Annotated in this window: 14 protein-coding genes, 2 tRNA genes and 2 pseudogenes; 12 read left to right on the plus strand and 6 right to left on the minus strand. The window is 38.6% G+C overall.

Annotation, left to right across the window (positions count from 1 at the left end; translation table 11 throughout):
* On the plus strand, nt 1-1,410 hold the full coding sequence (gene dnaA, locus E4O00_RS00005; RefSeq protein WP_253677948.1) for a chromosomal replication initiator protein DnaA: 1,410 nt from the start codon (nt 1-3) through the stop codon (nt 1,408-1,410).
* Between the two features lie 80 nt (nt 1,411-1,490).
* Nucleotides 1,491-2,147, plus strand: a complete 657-nt coding sequence (locus E4O00_RS00010) for an ABC transporter transmembrane domain-containing protein (protein WP_253677949.1) — start codon at nt 1,491-1,493, stop codon at nt 2,145-2,147.
* A 95-nt stretch (nt 2,148-2,242) separates the two neighbouring features.
* Here the strand turns inward: E4O00_RS00010 and E4O00_RS00015 are convergent.
* A pseudogene (locus E4O00_RS00015) lies at nt 2,243-3,851 on the minus strand (ATP-binding protein).
* A 96-nt stretch (nt 3,852-3,947) separates the two neighbouring features.
* Here E4O00_RS00015 and dnaE point away from each other — a divergent pair.
* Both dnaE and E4O00_RS00025 read left to right on the plus strand, forming a co-directional pair.
* Nucleotides 3,948-7,398: pseudogene (dnaE, locus tag E4O00_RS00020) on the plus strand (DNA polymerase III subunit alpha).
* A gap of 36 nt (nt 7,399-7,434) precedes the next feature.
* The gene (locus E4O00_RS00025) at nt 7,435-8,016 is read left to right on the plus strand and encodes a YggT family protein (RefSeq protein ID WP_253677950.1); all 582 of its coding nucleotides are present in this window, start codon (nt 7,435-7,437) and stop codon (nt 8,014-8,016) included.
* Nucleotides 8,017-8,019: 3 nt separating this feature from the next.
* Here E4O00_RS00025 and E4O00_RS00030 read toward each other — a convergent pair whose 3' ends face one another.
* The 4 genes from E4O00_RS00030 to E4O00_RS00045 form a co-directional block, all read right to left on the minus strand.
* On the minus strand, nt 8,020-9,729 hold the full coding sequence (locus tag E4O00_RS00030) for a DUF5312 domain-containing protein (protein WP_253677951.1): 1,710 nt from the start codon (nt 9,727-9,729) through the stop codon (nt 8,020-8,022).
* Nucleotides 9,730-9,809: 80 nt separating this feature from the next.
* A tRNA-Glu gene (locus tag E4O00_RS00035) sits at nt 9,810-9,881 on the minus strand.
* A gap of 16 nt (nt 9,882-9,897) precedes the next feature.
* A tRNA-Gln gene (locus E4O00_RS00040) sits at nt 9,898-9,968 on the minus strand.
* A 64-nt stretch (nt 9,969-10,032) separates the two neighbouring features.
* Complete coding sequence (locus E4O00_RS00045) at nt 10,033-12,141, minus strand: methyl-accepting chemotaxis protein (RefSeq protein ID WP_253677952.1); 2,109 nt, start codon at nt 12,139-12,141, stop codon at nt 10,033-10,035.
* 176 nt (nt 12,142-12,317) lie between these two features.
* Here E4O00_RS00045 and E4O00_RS00050 point away from each other — a divergent pair, with 176 nt between their 5' ends.
* The 6 genes from E4O00_RS00050 to E4O00_RS00075 all read left to right on the plus strand — a co-directional run bounded on the left by E4O00_RS00050 (nt 12,318) and on the right by E4O00_RS00075 (nt 17,944).
* Complete coding sequence (locus tag E4O00_RS00050; protein WP_253677953.1) at nt 12,318-14,108, plus strand: ABC transporter ATP-binding protein; 1,791 nt, start codon at nt 12,318-12,320, stop codon at nt 14,106-14,108.
* A gap of 86 nt (nt 14,109-14,194) precedes the next feature.
* Entirely contained in the window at nt 14,195-14,407 is a 213-nt protein-coding gene (locus E4O00_RS00055) for a DUF2281 domain-containing protein (RefSeq protein ID WP_253677954.1), read from the plus strand.
* Nucleotides 14,407-14,796 (plus strand): type II toxin-antitoxin system VapC family toxin, encoded by a 390-nt coding sequence (locus E4O00_RS00060; RefSeq protein ID WP_253679752.1) that lies wholly within the window; start codon nt 14,407-14,409, stop codon nt 14,794-14,796. Before E4O00_RS00055 ends, E4O00_RS00060 begins: the two co-directional genes overlap by 1 nt.
* A 45-nt stretch (nt 14,797-14,841) precedes the next feature.
* Nucleotides 14,842-16,671 carry an ABC transporter ATP-binding protein gene (locus E4O00_RS00065; protein ID WP_253677955.1) on the plus strand — a complete coding sequence of 610 codons (1,830 nt, stop codon included), beginning with the start codon at nt 14,842-14,844 and terminating at the stop codon, nt 16,669-16,671.
* 68 nt (nt 16,672-16,739) lie between these two features.
* Entirely contained in the window at nt 16,740-17,684 is a 945-nt protein-coding gene (locus E4O00_RS00070) for a hypothetical protein (RefSeq protein ID WP_253677956.1), read from the plus strand.
* A gap of 23 nt (nt 17,685-17,707) precedes the next feature.
* Nucleotides 17,708-17,944, plus strand: a complete 237-nt coding sequence (locus E4O00_RS00075) for a PspC domain-containing protein (RefSeq protein ID WP_253677957.1) — start codon at nt 17,708-17,710, stop codon at nt 17,942-17,944.
* 60 nt (nt 17,945-18,004) lie between these two features.
* Here the strand turns inward: E4O00_RS00075 and pip are convergent, their stop codons facing one another.
* Nucleotides 18,005-18,946: a prolyl aminopeptidase gene (gene pip / locus E4O00_RS00080; RefSeq protein WP_253677958.1), complete on the minus strand. Its 942-nt coding sequence runs from the start codon at nt 18,944-18,946 to the stop codon at nt 18,005-18,007.
* Between the two features lie 124 nt (nt 18,947-19,070).
* Here pip and E4O00_RS00085 point away from each other — a divergent pair, with 124 nt between their 5' ends.
* Both E4O00_RS00085 and E4O00_RS00090 read left to right on the plus strand, forming a co-directional pair.
* Nucleotides 19,071-19,700, plus strand: coding sequence for a TetR/AcrR family transcriptional regulator (locus E4O00_RS00085; RefSeq protein ID WP_253677959.1), 630 nt, complete (start codon nt 19,071-19,073; stop codon nt 19,698-19,700).
* A 53-nt stretch (nt 19,701-19,753) separates the two neighbouring features.
* Complete coding sequence (locus tag E4O00_RS00090; RefSeq protein ID WP_253677960.1) at nt 19,754-20,545, plus strand: ABC transporter substrate-binding protein; 792 nt, start codon at nt 19,754-19,756, stop codon at nt 20,543-20,545.
* Nucleotides 20,546-20,558: the final 13 nt, after the last annotated feature.

The following is a 20,558-nucleotide window of genomic DNA, read 5'->3' on the forward strand; positions in this document are numbered from 1 at the left end:
ATGAGTGAATGGGATTATAAAATTTTTTGGGATGAAGCGGTTAAGCAGCTTAAGGATGAGTTATCAGTGCCCGTGTTTTCTATGTGGTTTTTAAATTCTAAATATGAAAAATCCACGGAAGATTCTATATATGTGAGTGTGCCTTCATCTTTTTTCAGAGATCAGATGGTTAATAATTATAAGACCGATATTGAAAAAAAATTGTTTGAATTGTCAGGTAAAAAATTATCTGTAGATTTTATTATAAAAGCAAAGACTGAAGAGGATATTGCTGAAGCAGAAAATGAGGAAAAATCCGATAAAAAAGCAGATTCGGAAACTCCGTCATCACCCGAACCCGCAAAACAATCTTTAAAACCTGAAAGCGGAAGGGGACAGCATCCGGATTTACGGTCTGACTATAATTTTGATGACTTTGTAATTGGGCAAAATAACAACTTTGGCGTAAATGCGGCTATAGCAGTGTCCGCAAACCCGGGAAGTGCTTATAACCCGTTTTTGATATACGGAGGGGTCGGCTTGGGTAAAACCCACCTTATGCAGGCTATAGGAAATAAAGTCTGGAACACGACAAAACTTAAGGTTATTTATGTTACGGCAGAAACATTTACAAACGAATTTGTAGAATGCGTGCAAAAAAAGATGATGACCTCATTTAAAAACAAGTACCGAAAAGCCGATGTTCTTCTTATAGACGATATTCACTTTTTTCAAGGAAAGGTGGAAACTCAAGAGGAGCTTTTTCACACCTTTAATGAGCTCTATGAAAAAAATAAACAGATTGTATTTACATGCGACCGTCCTCCATCAGAATTAAAAAATCTTTCACAGCGTTTAAAATCGAGATTTGAAAGGGGCTTAAATGTAGACTTACAGACCCCGGCCTATGAAACGCGTTATGCTATTCTTTTAAAGAAAATGGAAAAGAGCAGCATAAAAATTCCGAATGAAGTTATCGACATGGTTGCAAAAAACATTTCTTCGAATGTCCGTGATTTGGAAGCAGCCTTAACAAAACTCATTGCCTATACGGAACTTATAAAAAAAACAATGGACGAGGCTACGGCAAAGAATATTTTAAGGGATTTTTTCGGATCAGCCCGCCAAAGGAATGTTACCATCGACCTTATTCAAAAAACGGTAGCCGATTATTTTAGCATTTCGATTTCGGATATTAAAAGCAAAAAACGCACCAAGAGTTTTTCGTTTCCGCGTCAAATCGCCATGTTTCTTTGCAGGGAAATGACCGAGTGTTCTACAACCGAACTGGGCAACGAATTCGGAGGCCGGGATCATACGACCATCTTGCACGGCTGTAACAAGATTGAAGATCAAATTGCCGCCGATCCGAGTTTAGAAAAAACCATCCATGAGCTTAGAAACAATATAAAAGAAACTACGAATAAGTAGCCGTCTATGAAAAGTGTAATCAATGTTTTAGGTAAAAAAAGTTTTGGATAGTTCAAACCTTTTACTTTATAACCTTTGGCTTGATTGCACTTTTAAAATTTTATGAAACTCTTTATTTAAAATATGTAATAGATGCTTACTTCGGATATAATCAGTCTTATAAAAATTTAAACTTTCTTTTAACATATATTTTAATAATTATTGCAGGTCTATTTACCAATTATTTTCGTATTCTTTTAATAAAGGTTTTAAATAAAAAAATTTATGAGGATCTTTCAAACAAAATTGTAAAGCGTTTTTTAAGTTTAAAGTGGTATGATGTTTATACGAGTAATGCTGCCGACACTCATAAGCTTATCAATAACGATATAAATATTTTAATGCCCATCCTTTTCGGCTTTTATCCTAACTTGGCAGTAAGCTTTATTTTTATAATTATCTATACAATATACCTCAGTGTGCAAAATTATTTTTTCATTTTATTATCGGCTTGTGTATTTTTGACTTTATTTATAACTTCTAAAAAATTTGATGAGGTATTAAAGGCTCAAAGCCGTTTTCAGAGGGAAAGCTACATCGAAAAGGAAAGTTTTATTTTAAATATGTTTAAGGGTTTTAAGTATATTTATGCCAATTCGCTTCAAAATAAAACAGTTTCCGATTTTGATATTGTAAATAAAAGAGTAAATACTCATTCGATAAATATAGCTTATACAGTTGAAAGCTTATATAATTAAAGCTGACGGCAAAAAAGCGGAATTTAAATTTGAACATAAAAAAATAAATATAATATGTGCAGGAAACGGAAGCTGTTAATCTGCCCTGATAATCATTACAAGCTATCTACCGCCCAGTCCTTAATCGTCCTTTTTTTCTTCATCAAAGCTTGCTCCTACGGCTATTGTCTGTTTACCGCTGCCTAAAGATTTGCCGGAATAGTTTTTATCTTTGATTTGTTTTAATGCATCTTCGGCTGAGCCGCTTGATGAGAGCTTAAACTCAAAAATATAAACCTTATCTTTGAATTCAACAATACAGTCAGCTCGTCCTGTTGAACAATGCACTTCCGTATGCACAAACTGGTTCATCAATGCGAATACAAGATAAACGGCTGTCTGATAATTTTGCTCACGCAAGGTTAAATTTTTTTCGGTTAGGTTATCATAAGGAATTCCGGATATTATTCCTTTCATTTTTTGCATGAAGCTATCTATATCTCCGGCTTCAATTTGCTCGTAAAATTCCCAAATAGAAAGACCTGTTTTGTCGGTTCTTATCGAAGTGTAGGCCGGAAGCAGGTTATCTAAAAATCCGAAGCGTACCTCATCATTCGGAAAGCCCAAACGGTACAATCTTGAAAAATCGTGATACTCTTTAATGCTTAAATACCCAGATTGAAACAAGATGGGTAAGGGATTTCCGGTCTCGGCTCTATAAGTTTCTAAACCGGCTTCATTCATCTTGATATTTCCATCGAGGTCCGGAATATTGTAATAGGCTTTTTTTAAGTATTCAACCAAGAAGGTTGGTGTTCCGGTTGAAAACCAATAACTTGAAAATTCCCGGGAAGCAAAAACATTTAAAAGGCTAAAGGGATTGTACATTGCTTTTCCATTTCTTGCAAAAAGGTAGCCGTCATATCTTTGTTTTAACTTTGCAAGAGTTTCTTCATAGCTCATTTTGTTATTTTCTGCAAGATTTTTAATTTCAGGCTGGAAACCGGCTTCAAGTTCTTCCTGAGAAATACCGCAAAGGCCTGAGTAATCCGACAGTAGGCTTATATCCCTCAGATTATTTAAATCGCTGAATATGCTTACCTTACTGAATTTTGTAACTCCGGTTAAAAAGGCAAAACGTAGATATTGGTCTGAGCTTTTTATTACCCCGAAAAATCCCTTTAAAATTGTTTTATATGTTTCGTTTAAAGCTTCATCCTTCCACATAGTTTGAAGGAGGGGTTTATCGTACTCATCAATTAGAATAACAGTCTGTTTGCCTGTTTTTTCATAGGCACGGCGGATAAGTCCTGCAAAACGTGTTACAAATGAGGTCTCTGAAGTCTCAGTTCCATATTCCTTTTCCCATAAAGAAAGATGTGTGTTTAAAATACTTTCCAAATCTTCCCTTGTTTCATATTTTGAAAGATTAAAGTCTAAGTGAAGTACCGGATATTTCTGCCAGATTTCTCTGTTAGTTTTTTCTCTCTCTTCAAGTTTTTCGATAACCAAGCCCTTAAACAGCTCTTTTTGACCGAGGAAGTAAGCTTTTAATGTAGAAAGAAGAAGACTTTTCCCGAAACGGCGCGGCCGGCTTAAAAAGTATGGAATGGGATCCTTAACCAAATTCCATACATATTGGGTTTTATCGACATAAACAAAGCCGTTTGTTATAAGTTTTTCAAAACTTTGAATGCCGATGGGCATTTTTCTGTTATCACTCATAAAAAGAGTATAGCATAAAACAATTAACTTGACAATTAAATAAAATTTTCTTCAAGCCTTGCAAAAAAGGGCCTTTTGTGGTAGTCTTAAAGCCTTATGGCTGTCGATTTTGTTCATCTTCATGTTCATTCCGATTTTTCTCTTTTGGACGGAGCCGCTTCGGTTAAGGGGCTCGCGGCAAAGGCCGAGCAGCTGGGGCAGACTGCTCTTGCCTTGACTGACCACGGCAATATGTTCGGCGTTATAAATTTTTATAATGCCTGTAAAGAAAAAAATATAAAGCCCATAATCGGCTGCGAGGTCTATGTTGCTCCCGAAAGCCGGTTTGAAAAAAAAGAAACTCCGGGCGGAAAAAAATACTATCACCTTATCCTGTTGGCAAAGAACGAAACAGGATACCGCAACTTAATGGTGCTTTGTTCTAAGGGATATACTGAGGGGATGTATTATAAGCCCCGCATAGATGATGAAATTTTAGCACAGCACTCCGAAGGGCTTATATGCTTGTCGGCCTGTCTTGCAGGAGAGCTTCCTGTTCTTTTACTAAACGGAGAAAAGGAAAAGGCTGAGGCTCATGTACGCAAATACCGTGAAATTTTCGGTGCGGAAAATTATTTTATAGAGCTTCAAGACCATGGGCTAAAAGAAGAAAAAAAGGCTTCCAAGCTCTTAATCGAAATGGCCCGCAAGGTCGGTGTTCCCTTAGTTCTTACAAACGACATTCACTATATAGAACAAAAAGATTATATAGCTCAAGATATCTTGATGTGTATCGGAATGAAAAAACTTAGAACCGATACCAACCGTATGCAGTTTGAGGGAAGCGAATTTTATTTTAAGTCGGGAGAAGAAATGGCTAAGCTCTTTCCAGAATATCCTGAGGCAATTTTGAACACTGTCCGCATTGCCGAAATGTGTAATCTGGAAATTCCTCTTCCAGGCCCCATTCTCCCTATATACCAAATCCCTGAAGACTTCAGTTCAAAAGAAGACTATATCAGGCATCTGGCCGAAGAAGGCTTAAAAAAGCGTTATCCCGTTATTACCGATGAAATCAAGGAAAGACTTAACTATGAACTCGATATAGTCATAAAGATGGACTTTGTCGGTTATTTTTTAATTGTTTGGGATTTTATAAACTGGGCAAAAAATAACGGTGTACCCGTAGGCCCGGGGCGCGGTTCGGGAGCCGGCTCAATCCTCGCATACTCTATGAGGATTACCGATATAGATCCCCTAAAATACAATCTACTTTTTGAGCGCTTTTTAAATCCAGAACGGGTTTCGATGCCCGACTTCGATGTAGACTTTTGCTTCGAAAGACGGCAGGAGGTAATAGACTATGTTCGCCAAAAATACGGGGATGAAAATGTCGGCCAAATCATTACCTTCGGAACCTTAAAGCCTAAGGCTGTAGTAAAAGATGTGGGGCGGGTTTTAAATATTCCGCTTGCCGATGTAAACGCCATTACAAAGCTCATACCGCCCAAGCCCCTAACTGACGGAGTAAAAGAGGTTACCTTAAAATACGCCGTTGATGTGGTTCCCGAATTAAAAGAAATGGCAGAAGACACGCAATACAAGGAGCTTTTTGAAATAAGCATAGCTCTTGAAGGGCGTAACAGAAACACAAGCCTTCATGCTGCTGGGATAGTTATAGGTAAGACGGCTTTAACCGACTATGTTCCCCTGTACAAGGATTCAAAGACCGGAAAGGTTGCCACTCAGTTTACGATGGACCTAATCGAAAACTGCGGCCTTGTAAAGATGGACTTTTTGGGCTTAAAAACCTTAACCCTCATAAAGCACACTGAAGACCTCATTCATAAGAGGGGCGGGGAATGGAAAAAATTTTCGATAGACGATATTGATTATTCCGATCCGGAAACTTTTAAAATGTTGAGTGAAGGAAAGGCCGCTGCCGTATTTCAATTTGAAAGTCAGGGAATGCAAAATATTTTAAAGCGGGCAAAGCCTTCAAAAATGGAAGACTTAATCGCTTTAAACGCCTTGTACCGTCCGGGGCCTATGGATTATATCAATCAGTTTATCGAATCAAAATTCGATAATTCAAAAATAAAATATCCTGATCCCTGCCTTGAAGACATATTGGCCGAAACCTACGGGGTTATCGTTTATCAAGAACAGGTTATGCAGGTCGCCCAAAGAATAGCTGGCTACTCCCTCGGCCAAGCCGATATTCTCCGCCGTGCTATGGGAAAGAAAAAAATCGAGGTTATGAAAACCGAAAAAGAGAAATTTATCAAGGGTGCAGAAGCGAAGGGTTTTAGCAAAGAAGATGCAGATAGAATCTTTGAAATTCTTATTCCCTTTGCAGGCTATGGTTTTAACAAGAGTCATGCAGCAGCCTATTCGGTTTTGGCCTTTCAGACGGCCTATCTAAAGGCTCATTTTCCGGCAGAATTTATGGCCGCTAACTTGACCAATGAAATTACCTCGACAGATAAACTTCCAGAATACATTGCCGAAGCCGAAAAGATGGGGCTTAAAATTCTTCCGCCCCATGTCAATTCTTCCGATCCTTATTTTAGCGTTTCACCCGACGGGAATATTATTTTCGGTCTTTTGGGTATAAAGGGTGTCGGAATGCAGGCTGCTCATGAGCTTGCAGAAGAACGCGAAAAAAACGGAAAGTATAAATCTTTTATCGATTTTTTGGAGAGGAACGATCTTCACACTCAAAACAAGCGGAATCTTGAAGTTATGATTAAAACGGGCTGCTTTGACGGCTTAGGGCAGGAGCGTTCTACCTTGATGGTAAACTTGGATGGGGCTGCCGCCTACGCTTCCCAAAAAAAAAGAAAATGCAAGCATGGGGCAGGGTAGTCTGTTTGAAGGTTCCGGCATAAAAGAGTTTTCGGACTTTGTCTTTGAAAAAATCGAAGAGTTTCCCAAAAAGGAAAAACTCAGACTCGAAAAAGAGCTTATGGGCTTTTATATTTCAGGGCATCCCTTGGATGAATACCGCAAGGTTATAGATAATTCCGCTACATTGGATATTTCTCACCTTGCCCGTGCTACCTCAAAAAAGAGATATGTTCTTGTGGGTATGCTTACAGGGGTCAGGCAGCATCAAACAAAAAAAGGTGCGGCCATGGGTTTCGGAGCTTTTGAGGATTTGAACGGAACAATCGATTTGGTATTCTTTCCGAAAACTTGGGAAAAGTATCGAGCTGTTCTTTTACCTGAAACCGTTTGCGGTTTTGCAGGATCCATCGATAACAGTGACGGGGAGTCCCATTCTTTCTTGGTCGATGAGGTTTTGGAAATTGATAAATTACAGCAAAAGGCCTTAAGCGAGGTTCATATTGAGCTTGATGAAAATGTAACATCGGCAAAGGAACTGACAGGCTTGAAGGATTTTTTGTATGAACGTTCAGGCAATTGCGATGTTTATATTCACGCAAAAGATGAGGATAAGGCTTATATAATTAAGGCCTCTCCTCAAATTAGAATTCCTTCGGCTCCGGAATTTATTGAAGAGTTAAGTATGCAGTTCGGGGTTGCACAAATTTGGCTTGAATAAAAAAAATTATTAAATTATCTTTATAGAGAGGTTTATATGATAGCATCACTTTTTAACACATTGGGTTTTGCGGTAAAGTTATATTCTTATCTTTGTATTATTTATATCTTCCTTTCGTGGTTCGGCTCTAACTCGCGGGGCGGTTTTATTTATGAAATTTGTAATCCTTATCTAAGCTGGTTTAGAAGATTTAAATTTACTCAAATCGGGATGGTAGATTTTTCGCCTATTTTGGCCATAGGGATTTTATCTCTTTTTTCTAATATGCTTTTTCAGATTGCAGAAACAAGAACATTTTCGCTGTTAAGAATTGCTTTGAACCTTGTGGGGATAGTTTGGTCATTTTTTTCTTTCTTACTCAATTTCTTTATTATCATATTGATAATCAGGCTTGTTCTTGATTTTTCCGAGAACTACCGTCAAGGTAATTTTGCCGATATGCTTGATAGGTTTTTATCTCCCGTCTTTGTAAGAGTGCATAAATTATCCGGCGGGAGATTTATGAGCTTAAGAAAACAGATAATAGTTTGTTTAATCATCTTAGTTCTTTTACGCTTTTTATTCGGTGCCTTGATAGGCTCATTAGGAGTAATGTTTACTTATTTTAGGTTTGTTTAAAACCTATCTGGCTTCGGCCTCAAGTTTTTCCGCCATGGAGAGGAGGTTTATGCTTGTGTGTATTTGTTCTTTTACGGCAGCGACTTCCTCTCGGAAATGAGCATTATTAACTCCAGCTATAATTGCCCAGTTAGTAATTGTTGCATATGTACTGGTTTTTCCGCCTCCAAGGATTCCCGTTAAAATCAGCTCAATGGATTTTAGAGCGTCAATACTGGAAGTTATAAGCTGTTTTGCTTCAGCCTCTACAGAGTGCATCAAGCCCTCAATTTGGTTTTTATTTTTTAATGTTGCGGTTTTTTCTGCCCGTATCTTTGCAAATGTCGAGCCTACATCTCCGGTAGGAGATAATCGGTTTTCAAACTTTTCAAATTCGCCTTTACGGTGTTCCAGCACATTGTATGAGGTCGTATACTCGTTTAAATTTTCATGCCTATAGAAATTGCCTTCTACCAAGATTGTTTTGAGAGTTTCTGACAGCTTTTCGTTATAAAAGGCATAAAAAAATGTTTTTAAAAATAGGAACGGAAGCTCTTTTTTGAATTTACATTCTACCCATAAGTTTCGCCAAGGACAAAACTTCATGGATTCCAAATCGCCTACCTTTAAAAGATTAATCATCTGAATCTTAATATTAAATTTCTTTTGCTCATATGACCAAGTAGACCATTTTTGATTAAAGCGTTCATACCAAGCCTGTTTAAAATAAATAAACCAGTCTTCTCCGCCGGTCAGTTTATACGGCATCCAGTTAATGTCTTTTTTTATGTATCTTGTAATGTCGAGGAGGGGAACTTGTTTTAAAAAGATTCTTATTGAACCTAGGGCATCAATAGCTTCTTTGATAAATTCGTCTGCCTCTTTTACCATTCGGCTGTCATCATCGATTATAGTTTCTTGTGCGTGCATTAAAAATAAGGCTTGCAGAAGATTATGCGGTATATTTTTTTTGGAATAAAGAATTGATGAAAGAACCTCCATTTCAGGCTGAATTGTAAGGGCTTGGCAGGTGGCATTTGAATCCGAGATAACATTAAATCTTAGCAGGGTCTTATCCAATGCGAGAGAGCAGAAAGACTTCATCCATTCGATTGCTTGTGCACATTGGTACATTTCGCTTTTTTCATCATCAGTTAAATTAGAAAAAACCGAATCTATTTTTCTTAAAAAGCCTGTCCTTATGTTTGCTGAAACTTCCGACCCAATTTTAATTGAAAAAGGATTTGTCTCTTTCATAAGCTTTTCGTATGTTGCGGGAGCAACAAAGGAGCTTACCAGCATATAGAAAGAGCCTTTTCCTGAGTCATATGCAGAAAGAAGAGAGGTAAAAAACAACTGGGTTTTTCTTAAATTTTTTAATTCCGTGTAAAATACACCCGTATAAATATTTTGATGAATATTTATATATGCACCGGCAGATCTTTTAAGGTTTTTTGCCATTCTTTTTAATAACTCTTCGTTATATATTACTTTTAGAGGAATGGATCTTAAAAAAGATCTTATAGAAAGCCATAAACGAATCAAAAAGGGTTCGCTTGCTATTCCTGCACACTGGTGATCTCTTATTCTTTCTGAAAGGCTATCTCTTTCTTCCGGTTGTACTTCACCGCTAAATTCTTCCATACTTCGGTGAATACTTTCAAGTAAGCTTTGCGTTTCTTCAGTGGATAATGACTTTACTAATTGATCAAATGTTGATAGACTTCTTTCCATATCTTTATATATTATCGTAAATTTGGAAAAATTCTATAGGGGGCGGTCAAGACTTGTAAGATATTTTTATGCGGGAAAATCGGTCCCTACGGGAATCGAACCCGTCTTTTAAGATTGAGAATCTCATGTCCTAACCGATAGACGAAGGGACCAAATATATAAAAAAAATTCCCCAGGGAGGATTCGAACCCCCACAAGCAGAACCAGAATCTGCGGTGCTACCATTACACAACCGGGGAATAACAGGATGAAAATATATCATCAAATCAAAAAAATGTCAATAAGGTTTTTTGAGCAACTTGCTTAAACTTTAAATTTTCGAACCTCATTTGCCAATACTTCTATGCTTTGCTTATTCCGTTGGGTAATTTCATTTACGCCTTGGACTGCATTATTTATTTCTACGGCTCCGACTGCCATTTCATTCATGCTGTCCGTTATGATACGGGTAAGCCCGTCAAGCCGTTCAACTTCCTTTGTAACATTTTGGCCGCCTTCAAGCATTTCTTCCGAACCGCTTGTAACCTCTGTTGTAATTCTATTTATTTCTTGAATTGCAAGGAGGACTTCACGGCTTCCGTTTTCTTGTTCTTTCATGGCCTCGGTTAAACGCGTACTCATGTGTTTTACCTGATTTGATATTTCGAAGATTGTATTAAATTTTTCTTCGGCCGTTTTTGCAGATCCTGCCAGCATTTCAATTTCTCCGCTTAGCACCTTAAGTGTTGAAGTAATATTCTTACCCTGCATACTGGATTCTTCTGCAAGCTTACGTATTTCATCTGCAACTACGGCAAATCCTTTGCCCGACTCGCCTGCATGAGCGGCCTCGATTGCTGCGTTCATGGCTAAAAGATTGGTTTGGCTTGCTATGTGCTGAATAACGCTTGAGGCTTCCATAAGGCTTCCGGATTCTTCGGCAACTTGTTTTGTTACCGTATTAGCTCTTTGGATTGTTTCTCTTCCGTCTTCTGTTGCAGAAGCAAGGGTTTTGATTACTTCATCGGTTTTTTCCAAGGTTTGAGTGATGGATGCTATGTTGGCAACCATTTCTTCAATCGCTGAAGATGACTGTGCAACGCTTGCTGCCTGATTTTCGATATTCGAATTCAGCTGTTTGATTGTGCGTATAATTTGTTCTACGGTTGCTGTTGTTTCGCTGACGCTTGCAGCTTGGGCTACAGTCTGCTGTTTTACGCTTGTGATGTTGGCACTAATTTCATGGATTGCACTTGCTGTTTCTTCCATATTATTTGCAAGCTCATCGCCTATATTTTCCATGATTGAAGAGCTGCCGCCGACAGACTTTAAAGATGCTCCTATTTTAGCTATTGTTTGGTTAAAATATTCGGATAGGTCGGTTACTTCGTCGTTTCCTGTAACGGGGAGTTTTACTGTAAGGTCTCCGTCTCCTTGAGCGATTTCTTTTAATGCCTTAACAACTGCTGCTACCGGTTTTACCAAACTTATCGAGATAAAGAATATAATGGCAAGGGTGGTAAGCAAAACGCCTGTTAAAAGTGCATACATTGTACGCTTTAATGCAGTTACCTTTCCCATAAATTCTTCTATGGGAGCATGGGTTATGACTCCCCAACCGGTTCCCATCATATTGGCGTAACCCGCAACCTTCATTCCCTCCGGCCATCGGTATTTTGCAAAACCCGGCTTATCGTTCTTAAGGGATTTTGTTTCAATATCGGCTATATCCTGAAATATCTTGTTTTTTTCTGCTTCTTTAACCGAATTCCACTCATCCGTGACATATTTTCTGTCATGGGAAGCTATTGTATTTCCTGTGTGACCTACAATGTAGCAATAGCCTGATTGGCCGATTTTAATGTCATCAATAATGTCTGAAAGCCAAAAGCCGTCTACATCTGCCAATAGGATTGCTATGATCGTCTTGTCTTTATCGAATACGGGTACGGCAAAGGTCATTGCCAAGGTATTTGTTCCTCTTGAAATTTCAGGCTCGGAAATAAAATTTTTCCCTGCAATTGCATTTTGATACCATTTTCGGTCAGAAACTTTTGCACTGTTTCCAAATGAGTCATAAACCGTCCCATCTGCCGTACATAATCCGAAAACATTTATATATTTATTATCGGATATTTCTGAAGCAATGGCATCTAATTTTTCCGAATAGGGAACCGTGGCTTCCTTTAAAACCGGTATTTTAGCTATACCTTCCAAAAATATAAAGAAACCGTGAATCCTTTCATCTATAATCGATGCCGTATCTTGAGCCTTTTCGGAAAGCTGATCGGCAACTTTTTCGGTAACTGCCTTTTCTGCAATGATAATTGCCGTTGAAGATAAAATCACGCCTGCTGTAAGAATTAACACACCAAAAATGATGACTAACTTATTTCGTATTGAAAACCTTTTTTTTGCTGCATTTTTATTCATATACTTTCTCCTATTTATAGAAACAAGTATATAATAAAAACGATATATTATCAATAATGGAGTTTTAATTTTACCCTATTTTTAACAAAAACTTGAGAAAATTTAAGCTTAAATTTATGTAGAATAAATATTTTTTTTATGCTAAAATTAAAATTTAGGAATTAGGGTATCAAGCTATGCAAAATTTAAAAAGACTTTTATCATATGCAAAAGGACAAAGCCGGCTTTATGTGCTTGCCCTTATTTTTACGCTTTTTTCGCAAGTAATTGTTGCCATGCAGCCTCAATTAATCCGAATTACAATAGACTCGGTAATAGGAGGTGCTCCTCTGCCCGCGGGCTTAATATCCCGATTGGCTGCCTTGTTTAAGGAGTATTTAAACGGAACAAGCGGGCTCGTTGTAATGGCCTCACTGGTAGTTACCTTTTCTCTGGTTAGAGGGCTTTTTACATTCGGCCGAATAAATATAGCCAGCGTCGCAACCGAACGTTCAATAAAGACTCTTAGAAACAGGCTGTACAATCATATCCAGCTTCTTCCTTATTCTTATCATTCAAAGGCGGAAACGGGAGACTTGATTCAGCGCTGTACATCCGATGTTGAAACCATCCGCTTGGCTCTTTATTCACAAATAATGGATACCATAAGTTCGGTGTTTTTGATAATTTATACTATTTACCTGATGGCCCAATTAAACACAAAGTTGATGCTTATCTCTTTTTGCATTATGCCTTTAACATTTTTTTCGTCGGTTATATTCTTTAAAAGAATTCAAAGGCAGTTTAAAAAGGCTACCGAGTATGAAGCCTCAATGACTACAGCCGTACAAGAAAATTTAACAGGCATCCGTGTTGTAAAGGCTTTTACCCGACATCAATACGAAATAGAAAAATTTATTAAGCGGAGTGAAAGGTACCGAAATCAAAATTTAAAGATAAACAACAGCTTTGCCGCCTTTTGGGCCTTTTCCGATTTTCTTTCGATAGCCCAAGTTTTCGGAATAATCATTTATGGAAGTATGCTTGCCTACCGTAATGAGATAACAGCCGGCGATTTAGTCGCCTTTATTTCTTATACGGGAATGTTAATCTGGCCTGTCCGCCGCTTAGGCCGAATCATCAGCAATATAGGAAAATCCTTTGTTTCGGCAAACCGTATTGAAACTATTTTAAATGAAAAGGCTGAAGATATTTTTCCGACAAACGAAAAACCCGAAATTAAGGGAAACATAGTTTTTGATTCCGTTTCATTTTCATATCCTGAAACACAAAACCACAAGATACTCGATAATGTTTCTTTTAGTGTCAAAAGCGGACAGACCCTTGCTATTCTGGGACCGACAGGCTCGGGAAAAAGCTCCCTTGTGCACTTGCTTGCCCGCCTTTATGAGTATGATTCGGGTTCCATCAAAATGGACGGAAAAGAATTAAACACCATCGACAAGGGCTGGATAAGGTCGCAGGTAGGGCTCATCTTGCAGGAGCCTTTTTTGTACGGCAGAACGATTATGGAAAACCTCAAATTGGCAGTACCGGATGTTTCCGATTCTTCGGCCCGTCACTACTCAAAGGTAGCTTCGTTGGACGATGAAATAAATAAGTTTGAAAAAGGCTATGAAACCTTGGTCGGCGAGCGGGGCGTTTCCTTATCAGGAGGCCAAAAACAAAGGCTTGCAATCGCCCGAACCCTCATTAAAGATTCTCCCGTTCTAATCTTTGATGACTCCCTTTCGGCTGTAGATACCCAAACGGATATAGCCATCCGTTCCGCTTTGAAAGAAGAAAAGGGCAACAAGACTATGATTATAATTTCTCATAGAATTTCAACTATTTGCGATGCAGACAATATAATAGTTTTAGAAGACGGAAAGATAAGCCAAGAAGGAACCCATGAACAGCTGATAGCTCAAGAAGGTTTATACAAGAGGATTTACGATATTCAAAGCTCTGTTCAAACCGGAGCGTAATTTAAGGTAAGTAAAATTTATGGAAGATTTTGACGTAGAAAATTTTATGAATTTATTATATAATAGAATTGCATCGGAGGGCATATATGACTAATTCGGTTTTAGAAAAAGAAATAGCAACGCTTCCTCATGCCGCAATAAGTGAGGTTGTGGATTTTATCCGCTTGATAAAATTAAAATTTCCTGAAGAAAATGCAGTTTCTGAAAAAAAATCTCTTTTCGGCGTTTGGAAAAATGAACCTTTTTATATGTCGCCGGATTTTGATGATCCTCTCGAAGATTTTTCGGAGTATATGTGATGAAGTATTTGCTCGATACCCATACAATTCTTTGGTATTTATTCGGGGATGCCCGATTGCCTAAAAGTGCTAAAGATATAATTGAATCTAATGTTTGTTTTTACAGTTATGCTTCATTCTGGGAAATTTCAATAAAACAAAGTAAAAAGAAATTGGAATTTACTCGTACTGTATATGAAATAGATGACATGTGTAGACGGGCTGGGTTTATAAAACTTCCTGTTACACTTGATGATTTCAACAGAATTCGAAATCTGCCTTTTCAAGAAAATGTAAGACATAATGATCCATTTGATAGAATTTTAATCGCACAAGCAATTGAAAATGATTTAACAATAATAACTGCTGACGGAAATATTCCGTTGTATGATGTAAAAACTGTTTGGTAAAATTTTAAGATAAAAAGACTAAATATTATAGGGTAAAAACCGTTTATGGAAGATTTTGATGTAGAAAATTATGACGAAAAATTTAAAAGCGGAGTTTGGAAGAAGGTTGTAAAAGAATTCGGCTATTTTAAGGAACTGCTGGTTCCGGGGATTCTTTTGGGCGGTTTGACAGGTGCCTTGGATGTGGTCCAGCCCAAGATGACCAAATATGTAATAGACACCTTTGTAAAGGGGCGGGATTTAAGTAATTTTAATGCCGTAATTATTTTTACGGGAGTATTCTTGCTGATTTCGGCTGCCGCTACCTTTTTCTTTGTAAAATTTGTAGGCCATCTGGAAATAAAAATGTGCCACCGCCTGAGAACAAAGTGTTTTACAAAATTGCAGTCTCTTTCCCTTTCATTTTACGATAAGAATGCCGTCGGCTGGCTTATGTCTAGAATGTCCTCCGATATAAACAAATTGTCAGGCATTGTTTCATGGGGAGTAACGGACCTCTTTTGGGGCTTTTGTATGATGATGGCTGTCATAATTGCTATGTTGGGAGACAGCCCGAGGCTTGCCCTCATAGGCTTGATTACCCTTCCCATAATTGTGCTTTTTAGTATTTATCTGCGGGGAAAAATTTTAAAGGCTCAAAGGCGGGTGCGTAAGATAAATTCTCAATTGACGGCCTCCTACAATGAAGACATTCAGGGTGCTAAGACTACTAAGACCTTGGTGAGGGAAGAGTTAAATGCAAAGGAGTTTGTGTCTAAAACCGAAGAGATGAAAACCGCATCTATCAGAGGTATCTTAATTTCTTCTGTTCTTATGCCTACCGTTCAGCTAATCGGAGCTGTAGGCACAGCCCTCATGGTAATTTATGGAGGAATGTCTGTTGTTTCGGGTGCTATTACAATAGGCTTACTCGTTGCCTTTTTTTCTTATGTTACGCAGTTTAACGCTCCCTTGGCAGAAGCTGCCGATCTCTTTGCAGAATTTATTTCGGCTCAGGCAGCTGCCGAACGCATCTTCGGGCTTCTTGAAGAAGAGTCCGAGATTAAGGACAAGGAAGAGGTTATAAAAAAATACGGAACCGCCCTTTGTCCCGCCGCCGAAAAAAAGCCTCTTATTAAAGGCTGTGTAAAATTTGAAGATGTTGCTTTTTGGTACAAGGAAGGGGAGCCGGTATTAAGCGGTTTTGACCTAAAGGTTGAAGCCGGGCAGACCATAGCCTTGGTCGGAGCTACGGGAGCCGGAAAATCGACAATCGTCAATCTTTTTTGCCGGTTTTACGAGCCTAAGAGCGGCCGTATCCTTGTGGACGGCATAGACTATACCGATATGCCTGAAAGCTGGATTCACGAAAACCTGGGCTATGTGCTTCAGTCTCCCCATCTTTTTTCCGGAACGATTGCAGAAAATATCAGGTACGGAAAATTGGATGCAAGCGATGAAGAAATTATTGAAGCTGCAAAACTGGTAGATGCCCATGACTTTATAGTAAAAATGGAAAAAGGTTATGACACAGAGGTAGGCGAAGGCGGAAGTCTTCTTTCCACAGGCCAAAAGCAGCTTATTTCTTTTGCCCGCACCTTGGTAAGAAATCCGCGTCTCTTCGTTTTGGATGAGGCGACCTCTTCTATCGATACCGAAACCGAGCAAAAAATTCAAAAGGCCATCACTACAGTTTTGTCGGGGCGTACATCCTTTGTTGTTGCCCACAGATTATCGACAATAAGAAATGCAGATAAGATAATAGTTGTTGAAGGGGGAAAGATGATTGAATGCGGCAGCCACGATGAGCTGATGGAGAAAAAGGGCCATTATTACGAGCTTTATACCCATCAATTTATCAGTGAAGAACAAAGGTCGCTCAATATAAAGAGTTAAAATTATCCTATCCTTGCTGTTGTCTTTTTACAATTATAAGTGTATAATAGGAAAAGGAGGAATGGAAAATGCAAAGACTCTACTCGAAAATATTTATCGCTATTTTATGCACTGCTTTTGTTTTTGGCTGTAAATCGGCTCCTAAACAGACAGTTGATACTCCGTCAGGCCCGGGACAGATATCCGTTAATTCGGTTACATGGATGATAGAAAGATTGGATACTTCAATATGGAACGGAACGCTTAAAGGCAGCGGCGAGATGTTTATAAGCTTTTTTATCAATTATGAAGGATCTTTTAATACAAGTGATGTCCAAAAACTATTGGTTGAATCCCCGGTCGATATGTGGGTTCTGAATTCTTCTCAGCTTGAAAAGATAACCGAAATAGACGATAAGGCTAAGATCGCATCGGTAAAACGCCTGCAATGCGGAGAAGGAACCGGTTCCGTTGCTCTCGGTAAGTGGAAGTTTACTCTTACTGATAAGAACGGCAATAAGTACGAGCAGGTTCTGGATATAACCGGTTTTGAAAAGAAGGCTCAAGATAAGACCGATGAAGCCAAGGCAGAAGAAGAAAGTCTTAGCTCTGCCCAAACCGCTCCGGAAGAAATCAAAATGATTGTTCCGCAAGCTGCGTCAAAAAATGAAATTGCCGCTCTTGCCGTTCCCGTAATAAAATCGGTTTCAAAAGATTCGGATTCGATTGAAATTTTCTTTTCGGTAAATGATGAACGCGTTAAAAACGGATATTTTTGGTTTGATGTGCCGGGAGAAAAATACTATAAAGATTCCGGCTCTATGATAGATGCTTCGGGAAAGCCCGTAAACGGATGCAGGGTCTTTTCAAAAGACGGAAAAGAATGCCGCTATATCTTACGCAAGGATGATTCCAACTCGGAGTGGTTTGATAAGATAGAGGCCTGTTTCTTTGTTGTTTCCGATACAAACAGGGTTTCTTCTCCTTGGGAAGAGAGAAACAGAACTGTAAGTGCTAAGGCAGAGGTTAAATAAATTTGGAATTTTAAGAGGAAAAAATGAAAAAGAGATTATGCAAATCATCACGAGATAAAAAAATTTTAGGAGTTTGTGCGGGGCTTGCCGAGTATCTGGGTGTTGATCCTGTTTTAATAAGACTACTATGGATTATATTTGCCTTATTTGTGGGCTCCGGAGTTATTGTTTATATCATCGCAGCTATCATAATGCCCTATGATACGGAGGTTAAGAATGATGATAATGATGAGAGCTATGAGTATGCTCCTCGTGATTGATTGGTCCGATAACGATTAAAGTAAAAAGCTGCCTTTATAGGCAGCTTTTTTTGTAATAAATTAAAAGAATTTTTTGTGGTCTTCTGCTGCCCTTACAAGGCCGTCAACCAAACCAGGTTCCATACTAGAGTGCCCTCCGAATAAAACTATGTTCAAATTCGACTTAGGTAATTTTTTATGCAGTTTATAAGCGGAAAAGGGCGGACAGTCCATATCGTATCTTCCTTGTACGATAGTACAGGGAATGTCTTTAATCTTATCGCAATTATTTAAGATGTAGTTATCGTCCTTAAAAAAGCACTTGTGCAAAAAGTAATGACATTCGGCCTTGGCCATAGCTAAGGCTTCTTCATCGCTCATATCATAGACACCGGGGAAGAGGCGAACGAGGGCCGACTCCCAGCGGCTCCACCTATGGGCGGCTTCAAGGGAAAGTTTTTTATCTTCGCCGAAGAGGCGTTTTGAATAAGCTCTTACCATGGAGCATCTTTCTTCTTGCGGAATAAAATTTTGATAGGCTTCAAAATCTTCAGGGAAGAATTTGGATGCTCCGCCTTCTTCGTATATCCAGTCTATTTCTTGTTGAGTTCCTAAAAAGATTCCTCTTAAAATTAAGGATACTACCTTATCGGGATGGGCAATTGCGTAGATTAGGGCGAGGGTGCTTCCCCAGCTTCCTCCGAAGACCATCCATTTGCCGATGCCCAAGTGTCGGCGAAGTTTTTCTATATCTTCAATCAGATTTTCGGATTTATTTTCTTTCATCTCGCAAGGCGGTAAACTTTTTCCTGCTCCCCTCTGATCAAATAAAACTATTCGGTAAAATTCGGGATCGAAGTATTGGCTTGCAACGGGAATACATCCGCCTCCCGGCCCTCCGTGTAAAAACACTACAGGCCTTCCCTTGGGATTGCCGTATTGTGCATAATAAATACTGTGTATATCCGAGACTTTTAAAAAGCCTTCATCAAAAAGCGGTGTTTTTTCGTATAAAATTTTCATAGATGTCCTCTCGTAATTAAAATGTATGATAGACCTTTTGCTGCGGAAATTCAAGATGATGAATACACTCTGTGATTTTTCTCTGCCTTGAATAATTTTTACTTTTATATTACACTGATTGGCAATGCCGAAAAAAACTTTTTTAAATTTACCTCAAGAAAAACAGCAAAGAATCCTTGAAATTTGTAAAAGAGAGTTTGAAGAAAAACCTCTTTTCCGGGCAAGCGTTTCGGATATCGTAAATACTCTGGGCATAGCCAGAGGGAGTTTTTATCAGTATTTTGAAAATTTGGAAGAATGTTTTTTTACGATTTTGAGCTCCGAAAACATGGATGTCCATGCTCTTTTTCAAGGAGCCTTGAGAGAAAACGATAACGATTTTTTTAATGCCCTTTTAAGATATGGGGAAATTCTTTCAAAGGAGCTTTATAAGCCGTCCAAACGCAATTTATACAGGAACCGTTTTCTTTATTGGACTCCCGACTTGGATAAGGCTTGGCTTGAATACAGGAAGGAAAACCTCCAAACCGAAAAAGTTGCCGAGATGGAAAAGATATATTTTTCAAATCTTAAAAAGACATCTCTTTCCCTTTCGACCCATGAAGATATAAAGGAACTTATAGAATTCACCAAGGCCATTGTTCATAACCTTATATCCCGTTCCTTTATCGAAAACTGGGAAGCGGAAGAATTTATGAAGCTCTTTCAAAAACAAATAATGTGGATGAAAAATGGGCTTAAAGGTGGGGAGTGATTAGATTGATAATATTTGCTAAAGATATAAATTAAATTTTAGGAGAAATATTTATGAAACAAAAATTTAAATTTGCTGCTATTTTAATGCTTGCAGTTTTCGGCTTTCAGTTATGGGCCGGAGGAAACCGTGAAAACTCAGGCACAGAGGTCTTTGCAAAAGTTACCGATCATCGAGGCCGTAAGGTTCTGATACAAAAAAAGCCCTCTCGTCTTGTTACTCCTTTTTATATTTTAAGTAACACAGCTCTTGCAATCGGATGCAGGGATATCATCGTTTCGGGTGACGGCGGTAAGGGCGGGGTAAGACCCTTTATAAAAGAATTTGCCCCCGAATTAGCGGAAAAACCCGTTTACGGTTCTGCAAAGACTTTAAACCTTGAAGCTCTTGCTTCGGGAAATCCCGATCTCATCCTTGTGCCGTTTAAGGCGGCTGATCAATTGCCTCAAATAGAAGTATTGGGCGTGCCTGCCTTGGTTGTAGAACCTGAAACTATGGAAAACTTTTTCAGCTATGTAAAAATGCTGGGCAAAGCAACAGGTAAAAATAGCGAAGCCGATAAACTTCTTAAATTTTATAATGAAATTTTAAATGATGTAGCAGGTTTTATAAAAGGTGAAGCCCCTGTTTCCGTTTATATGAACAGCCGCTCCGATGCTTTAAATGCGTTAAGCCCTAAAATGTTTCAAGCTGAGCTTATCAAAGCAGCAGGCGGTAAATTGGTTACGGAAGATATAAGGGACACCTACTGGACAAAGGTTTCTCTTGAGCAAGTACATAAATATGCACCTCAAGTTGTTGTTATGGCCGCCGGTGCAAAAAAAAGCAGTGGCGCTGACTTCTAAAACTGAATGGAAG

This window comes from Treponema sp. OMZ 788 (genome assembly GCF_024181245.1).
Classification (GTDB): Bacteria; Spirochaetota; Spirochaetia; order Treponematales; family Treponemataceae; genus Treponema_B.

Excerpts from the sequence above, each read along its gene's own strand:
- E4O00_RS00025 (WP_253677950.1), top strand. The coding sequence starts at position 7,435 with ATGATAGCATCACTTTTTAACACATTGGGTTTTGCGGTAAAGTTATAT.
- E4O00_RS00055 (WP_253677954.1), top strand. The coding sequence starts at position 14,195 with ATGACTAATTCGGTTTTAGAAAAAGAAATAGCAACGCTTCCTCATGCC.
- E4O00_RS00045 (WP_253677952.1), bottom strand. The coding sequence starts at position 12,141 with ATGAATAAAAATGCAGCAAAAAAAAGGTTTTCAATACGAAATAAGTTA.
- E4O00_RS00070 (WP_253677956.1), top strand. The coding sequence starts at position 16,740 with ATGCAAAGACTCTACTCGAAAATATTTATCGCTATTTTATGCACTGCT.
- dnaA (WP_253677948.1), top strand. The coding sequence starts at position 1 with ATGAGTGAATGGGATTATAAAATTTTTTGGGATGAAGCGGTTAAGCAG.
- E4O00_RS00065 (WP_253677955.1), top strand. The coding sequence starts at position 14,842 with ATGGAAGATTTTGATGTAGAAAATTATGACGAAAAATTTAAAAGCGGA.
- E4O00_RS00060 (WP_253679752.1), top strand. The coding sequence starts at position 14,407 with ATGAAGTATTTGCTCGATACCCATACAATTCTTTGGTATTTATTCGGG.
- E4O00_RS00085 (WP_253677959.1), top strand. The coding sequence starts at position 19,071 with ATGCCGAAAAAAACTTTTTTAAATTTACCTCAAGAAAAACAGCAAAGA.
- E4O00_RS00030 (WP_253677951.1), bottom strand. The coding sequence starts at position 9,729 with ATGGAAAGAAGTCTATCAACATTTGATCAATTAGTAAAGTCATTATCC.
- E4O00_RS00075 (WP_253677957.1), top strand. The coding sequence starts at position 17,708 with ATGAAAAAGAGATTATGCAAATCATCACGAGATAAAAAAATTTTAGGA.
- E4O00_RS00050 (WP_253677953.1), top strand. The coding sequence starts at position 12,318 with ATGCAAAATTTAAAAAGACTTTTATCATATGCAAAAGGACAAAGCCGG.
- pip (WP_253677958.1), bottom strand. The coding sequence starts at position 18,946 with ATGAAAATTTTATACGAAAAAACACCGCTTTTTGATGAAGGCTTTTTA.
- E4O00_RS00090 (WP_253677960.1), top strand. The coding sequence starts at position 19,754 with ATGAAACAAAAATTTAAATTTGCTGCTATTTTAATGCTTGCAGTTTTC.